Raw genomic sequence first — 6,424 nt, 5'->3', positions numbered from 1 at the left:
TGCTGTTAAAATCGATATATGATAGTATTTATCTAAAATTAAAATAGGTTGCCATAGTTTAATCTGCTCTTAAAACAAAATATATCGCTTGTGAATTCCATGGAAAAGGTTACGTATACTGAAATCGAAAAATTTGTGAATAAAGTTGTCCACAAATTTGATCCACACCGTGTTATCCTGTTCGGCTCGTATGCAAATAGCTTGGAATCACCAGACAGTGATGTGGACTTGCTGGTGATCATGGATTTTGACGGGCGTCCCCAACATCAGGCGTTTAATATTCGCAGAGAAATTAGAAGAAATTTTCCTTTAGACCTAATTGTTCGCAGACCTTCTGATGTAAATTACAGGCTGGCCGAGGGAGATTTCTTTCTCAAAGATATCCTGGAAAACGGCAAGGTACTATATGAGCGCACTGATCACGGAATGGATAATGGAAGGAGCTATTGAGTTAATTAGCTCCAATTTTCGACAATGATGGATTAATAGTCAATCCCCGCCTGCCGGATGGCGGGCAGGTTCAATCGAAAATAGTCAATTCTTACCAGGCTGTATTTACATGGGGGTAGGAGAGCATCTTTTCGTCTGCTGTCAGAAGCGTGTAATTTTTCAATCTCGCTGTAGCCGTAATGATGCGATCAGCCGGATCTGTATGAAACTCTTCCGGAAGGGAATAGGCCTCTTCCATAATGGCGAGATCAATAGGTTCTACCTGCCATTGGTTCAGTTCAAGGTAGTATCTGAACCATGTTTTCCAATGCCGGTTAAGTTCAATGCGGCCGCGTTCTGATGCACACGCGATCTCTGCTACGCTTATGGGAGAAACAAATATCTCTGAATCCCGTGCCTGAAGCAGGGTAACGGCTGTTTCGGAGAGTGATTCGGGATCGGAAACAGCCCAGATAATGCAACAGGTGTCCAGAAGAAGCTTCACGGTAAGTGTTCCAGGTTCAGGGTTCAAAGGTTCAGGGTTCAAAGGTTCAGGGTTCAAAATTCGAGGATAGTTAGTAAAGGTTAACAAAAAAAACAACCCTGAACCTGTGAACGCCTACAGCATCTCCCAATTCCCTTCAGGGATTAAGGGTTCCGTCAAATCGGTTTTGACTTGAACGCTTCCCCTGCCACAACCTAGCTTGGTCCGGTTCCATCTCTCTTTGGAGTCGATAGGAACCAGATGGGCGACGGGAACATTGCGTTTGCGAATTTCAACCACCTCTCCATGCTCCACAAGGGCAAGGATTTTGCTCAAATTATTTTTAAACTCTGCAATGTTGGCAACTTTCATAACCACAAAATAGGCCATCTTCATGGCCATGTCAAGCGGCTTTTACCCGCAGGGAGAAGGAGACCGTCTCGAGAGGGCATAAGCTGCCTATGTAGACCCTAAACTGATCGGTTATAGGTTCAGAGTTCTAGGTTCAAGGGTTGTAACATCTTGACATTACTCAACGTTACAACTCAATGCCCGGTTTGGTCTCTTTCACCCATTGGGCGAAAATTACTTGCCGCCTCTACGGAGGCGTAACTCTTTTGGATTTCGCCTGATAGGGCTCATCAACCCGGAACCCTGAACGTTGAACCCTCAACCCAGGTAAGCTTATCACAGGCCTGATAGTAATTGAGCGGCCGTCCGTTGTCATAGTGACGGCGCCGTGGCGGGCGGTTTCGAATATGCGCGCTCCCCGTTGCTTGTAGCGATCCAAGACCGGCTGATGGGGAAATCCGAACCTGCTTTTCCAGCCCGAGGAAATGATGACGACTGCGGGGTTGACCCTGTCTAAAAAAACTCCGCTGCTTGATGTTTTGCTGCCGTGATGCGGTGCTAAAAGAATCGTGCTTGACAGATGATTCCCGGCATTAGCAATCAGTTCGGTTTCGGCGCGGGCCTTGATGTCACCCGGAAACAGAAACGATTTCGACCCTAAAGTAACCTTGAGCACCAGAGAATTATTATTAAGGTTGCGCCACCATTGTCGTTTGCTTTTGTCCGCAAAATCAACCGGCGGGTAAAGGATGTCAAGACGGACGCCGTTGATTTCTTTAAAACGGGGCAAGGTTTTGAAGGCGGGCAGGCGTATGTTGTTTTTTTCAATCGTTTTCATAAACTTGTCATATCCAATAGTGCCTGCAGTCTGGCTGTTTGTCCAGACCTCTTTAACATCAAAATGTTCGGCAATATAAATCAACCCGTTTAAATGATCGCTGTTGGGATGAGAAAGAATGAGGGTCTCAACGCTTTTAATCTTTTTGCGCCACAGCAGCGGGGCTACAATGCGGGCACCCATGTCGAAAATCGTATTGTCGGAAAAACCGCCCCCGTCGATCATAATATTATACCCGCCCGGCAGTTCCAGCAGGGCGCTGCTGCCGTGACCGACATCGATAACCGTCACCCTAAGATCGTCATGCCAAAACCGCTTGTTTAGCCAGTAGAACGTATCGGCGATAGCGGCTATAATGACGACCGCCACGATTATGCGGGCTATCTTGTGTCTGGCAGTTGTACGAAACAGTTCTTTTCCCAGAAATATTCTTAGCGTTTTCTCCTCTGCATCCGGCCAATCTTGTTCTGCTGCTAATGTCGTCCGAGTGCGTCTCAGGTTTAACAGCGCCCAAAGCAACAAATAATACAGGCCGATCTCAAAATAGGTGGGTGTTACGGTCTTGACGGCCGCATAAGGCAGTCCGGCAAAAAATTTTACTATTCCAAGGGCCGGCGACAACACTGCGGCGCCGGCCTTAAGAAAAACAGAAGCCCCGGGAACGCTAAGCGGATATAAAAACACGGCCAGCAACCCCAAGGGAACAACCATAAAACCGACCAGGGGAACGATAATAATATTTACAAAAAATCCCGCCAGCGAAACCTGGTTAAAATAAAGCATGAGCAGAGGCATGGTGCCGGTGATAGCAAAAAACGAAGCTGCAAAAAAGGAAAACAGCTTTTGCTTAATCAGCAAAAACTTTGGTTTTGGCATTCTGTTTTGATCGGATAGCCAGGGATTGGGTACGCAGGACAGGCCGTATATGATTACAAGCACTGCCGCAAAAGAAAGCTGAAATGAAATTGAAAACAGCGCCGGCGGATCAATAATCAAAATCAGCATGGCTGCCAGTGCCAGCGTGTTTACCAGATCGTGTTCGCGTTCAAACAAAAACGTCAGCAGAAAAATGGTAACCATGATAACCGCCCGCTGCGTTGACGGTGACATCCCTGCCAGCAGACCATAGGCAAACACCGGAATCATAGATAAAATCACGGCCGCCTTTTTGCTCCAGGCGTGCCACAGTAAAGGCTTGCAATACGCCAGCAGCCAGGCCAGGCATAGAAACGCCCCGGTGGCAACGATGCCGATATGAAGCCCGGAAATGGCCAGCAGATGACCGACGCCGGCCCGGTTGAAGGCTTCCCGTAAATCAGGTGAAATCGAGCCTCTGTCGCCGATAATAAGGGCTTTTAATATCCCTTTCGATTCCGTTGACCCGCTCTTTTCGATCAGACCGGAAATGCTGCCGCGGGCGTCGTCTATTAACCGTTCAAGCCCTTTTTCTGTATGCCTTTTGCGTATGGTGAGGCGTTTTCCCGCAACATAGGCGCTTGCCCGAACTCCTTTGAAGGCCATGTAGCGTTTGTAATCGAATCCTCCGGGATTTTTAAAGTTCCGTATCGATCTTATTTTACTGACCAGAGCGACGCGGTCTCCTCTGAAAAGCCTGGGTATTTTGCCGGATACTGTGACCCGGATTTTGCCTGTAACCGCAAAAGAGGCTTTCTTGGCACCCAGGGTTTCTGTTCGTAAAATAAATTTGAGCCGACTTCGAGCTGCAACAGGCCTGTTATCGATAACACCAACAATTTCCCAGGGATGTGTGTCACGAAAATGAACAACATGATGGGAGGGAAACTTGGGAGTCAACCATGGCTGGATGGCGAGATAGCCGACGGCCGCAAAAAGGACCAGCGGTAAAATCAATACGGCTTTTTGTTTTAAAATCAACCAAAGAATTAAGACGACGCACAGTGAAATTATAAAACCGGCCGGGAGCCTATACCCCGGAATCCAAGAACCCAGAGCAATACCGGCGATGAACGCTAACAGCAGGGGAATAACCGGACGGAAATAAATCGTATCAGACATGCAGTCTTTCGGTTTCAAATTCTGTGCCATACCCGGCTGCCACGATATTATTCTATAGGGTTGGCAGGCGTAGGCCTTTAATTCCAGGTTGTTGCGAGCGACTTTTTAAGGAAGTGGAAATGATGGAACTAACCGGGCGGGAACCCAAAAAGGTTATCTTTTGCACAGAAAATTGTGCATTCGCACATCTTTTTGTGCATTTTATTGTTCCAATATTGCAAACAAAACACAAAATTGACTTAGGCTTCATTTATCTGTTAGTTTGATCATATTATAAAAGCGCCGGGCGATTTTACATAACGTCCGCCTTCGGTGGACTTAACAATAGAAAGTTTCTATACTATCCAGCTAAAAACTGTGTAATAACTGTTTACTAATATTCCTGTTATAGGGGCAACTTCTCAATAACCTCGGGGAAAAGGGCTTCAGGGTTTTCTGAAGCCCGGCGATTTTCTAAACCCTAACTTATTGAGAAGTTACTTATAGGGTGGACAACATATTGGATAGATTTCATTTTTCGTATTCCCGCAAGATCACATTGTATTTTATCTTGGTGATTTTCTTGTACCTGTTCGTGCCTATGGGATGCAGGTCAAAATTAGAGCAAGAAATTGACAAGATGCAAGATCCTCATCCTACCGTGCGTTATTTAGCCACTGGGGCGCTGGCCGACATCAATGATACACAGGTGGTTGCGCCTTTAATTGCCGCGCTCAAGGATAATGACCCAAATGTGGTGAGCAGAGCCATGGAAGGGCTGGCCCAAATCGGCGACAAGCGGGCGATTCCCCCCCTGATTGCCGCACTCCGGGCAGAGGCCCCTCTTGTCCGATATAAAGCGGCGGAGGCCTTGATAAAATTCGATCGACCAGCTGTTGAGCCTTTAATTACCGCACTAAAAGACAACGATTCGAATTTCGTGCAAAGAGCAGTAGCAGTTCTTGGTAAAATTGGTGACAGGCAGGCCACCGAACCGCTGATGCGCTTACTGGAGCATACTTCAGACAAGGTACGCACGGCAGCCGCTGCTGCGTTGGGCTCGTTTGGCAATCCCAAGGCGATTTCGCCGAGCATTGCTATTTTGAAAGATGAAAGCCAATTTGTACAGTATCAAGCAGACCAAACACCGTTTATTTACCACCCCTATGTCATCGAGGAATTGATTGCTGTTCCCTTGATAAGCTCACTGGAACAGGAAGCCGATACTGCCTTCAGCCTAATGCGCGATCAACAAGTAATTCCACTGTTGATTGCTGTTCTGAAGGATGAAAATCAGGTTGTACAGTATGAAGCGGCCCAGACTCTGTTTATTTACCGTCCCCATTCCATGGAACCCTTGATTACAGCACTGCAAGACAACGACCCGGAGGTTGCCTGGAGAGCGGCTGCCGTGCTTGGCCGCATAGAAGATCAGCGGGCCGTAGAGCCGCTCGGAGTTTTGCTGAGCCATAAATCGGAGGTAGTGCGGCTGGAAACCGTCAAAGCGCTTGGCAAAATAAACGGCAATTTGGCTGCCCAGGCTCTCATTTTGGGGCTCGATGATATTTCCATGGCGGTACGAAGATCAGCAGCATCACAGCTTGTAAAAACCGGCCCTGCGGCCGTCGAGTCCCTGATTGCCAAACTAAATCAAAACGACACGGATGATGTGCGTCGAGCAACAGGGTTTTTAGGTAGAATCAAAGATAAAAGGGCGGTCGAGCCTTTGATCGCTCTGTTACAGGATCAACGTGCACCGGTGCAGATGTCGGCGATGGCGGCCCTGGGTCTGATCGGTGATGGGAGAGCCGCCCAACCTCTGATTTTGAAGCTGACGGATAAAGACGCAGATTTGAAAGCTTCAGCAACTAAGGCGCTGATAAAGATCGGTGCTGAGGCGGTCGAGCCTTTGATCGCTGTTCTTGATAATGATGATCAGGATTTAAAAAACTCTGCCGCCGCAATACTTGAAAAAATTAGTGTTCCAGCTGTTTTGCCTTTGATCTCTATGCTTAATGCCGACAATCCGGATATAAAAAACATGGCTGCTGAAGTATTAGTAAACATCGGAGCTGAGGCGGTCGAGCCTCTGATTGTTTCCTGGAAGAATGAAGACCCGGATATAGAGAATGCGGCCGCAGAAGTACTGGTTAAAATTGGTGCTCCGGCGGTTGGGTCCTTGGCTGTTAGACTGCATCATGAATCAGGTTGGGTGCGCAATAAAGCAGCGACCCTTTTAGGCCGGATAGGCGATAAGCAGGCCATCCCTTCCCTGGTAGGGGCTTTGACTGATTGGAATATCCGCT

5 protein-coding genes are annotated in these 6,424 nt (G+C 47.6%); 2 read left to right on the top strand and 3 right to left on the bottom strand.

Annotated elements, in window-relative coordinates:
- Positions 1 to 99 precede the first annotated feature (99 nt).
- A complete protein-coding gene (locus V3S16_RS08715) occupies positions 100 to 450 on the top strand; it encodes a nucleotidyltransferase domain-containing protein (protein ID WP_413884293.1) in 351 nt (116 codons plus the stop codon).
- A 91-nt stretch (positions 451 to 541) separates the two neighbouring features.
- Here V3S16_RS08715 and V3S16_RS08710 read toward each other — a convergent pair whose 3' ends face one another.
- From V3S16_RS08710 to V3S16_RS08700, 3 genes are all read right to left on the bottom strand, one after another.
- Complete coding sequence (locus V3S16_RS08710; protein ID WP_413884292.1) at positions 542 to 934, bottom strand: type II toxin-antitoxin system VapC family toxin; 393 nt, start codon at positions 932 to 934, stop codon at positions 542 to 544.
- Positions 935 to 1,048: 114 nt separating this feature from the next.
- The gene (locus V3S16_RS08705) at positions 1,049 to 1,315 is read right to left on the bottom strand and encodes a type II toxin-antitoxin system Phd/YefM family antitoxin (RefSeq protein WP_413884291.1); all 267 of its coding nucleotides are present in this window, start codon (positions 1,313 to 1,315) and stop codon (positions 1,049 to 1,051) included.
- A gap of 196 nt (positions 1,316 to 1,511) precedes the next feature.
- Complete coding sequence (locus V3S16_RS08700; protein WP_413884290.1) at positions 1,512 to 4,139, bottom strand: DNA internalization-related competence protein ComEC/Rec2; 2,628 nt, start codon at positions 4,137 to 4,139, stop codon at positions 1,512 to 1,514.
- A 499-nt stretch (positions 4,140 to 4,638) separates the two neighbouring features.
- Between V3S16_RS08700 and V3S16_RS08695 the strand changes: the two genes are divergently transcribed.
- A partial coding sequence (locus tag V3S16_RS08695; RefSeq protein WP_413884289.1) for a HEAT repeat domain-containing protein occupies positions 4,639 to 6,424 on the top strand: 1,786 nt, incomplete at its 3' end.

Origin of the sequence: Candidatus Desulfatibia sp., from assembly GCF_036446775.1 — a bacterium.
Taxonomy (GTDB): Bacteria; Desulfobacterota; Desulfobacteria; order Desulfobacterales; family UBA11574; genus Desulfatibia_A.
The sequence above is the reverse complement of the archived record's forward strand: the minus strand, read 5'-3'. Positions and strand labels throughout refer to the sequence as shown.

What these genes read in the sequence shown, in the direction of transcription:
- V3S16_RS08715 (WP_413884293.1), top strand. Translation starts at nt 100, where the DNA reads ATGGAAAAGGTTACGTATACTGAAATCGAAAAATTTGTGAATAAAGTT.
- V3S16_RS08705 (WP_413884291.1), bottom strand. Translation starts at nt 1,315, where the DNA reads ATGGCCATGAAGATGGCCTATTTTGTGGTTATGAAAGTTGCCAACATT.
- V3S16_RS08700 (WP_413884290.1), bottom strand. Translation starts at nt 4,139, where the DNA reads ATGTCTGATACGATTTATTTCCGTCCGGTTATTCCCCTGCTGTTAGCG.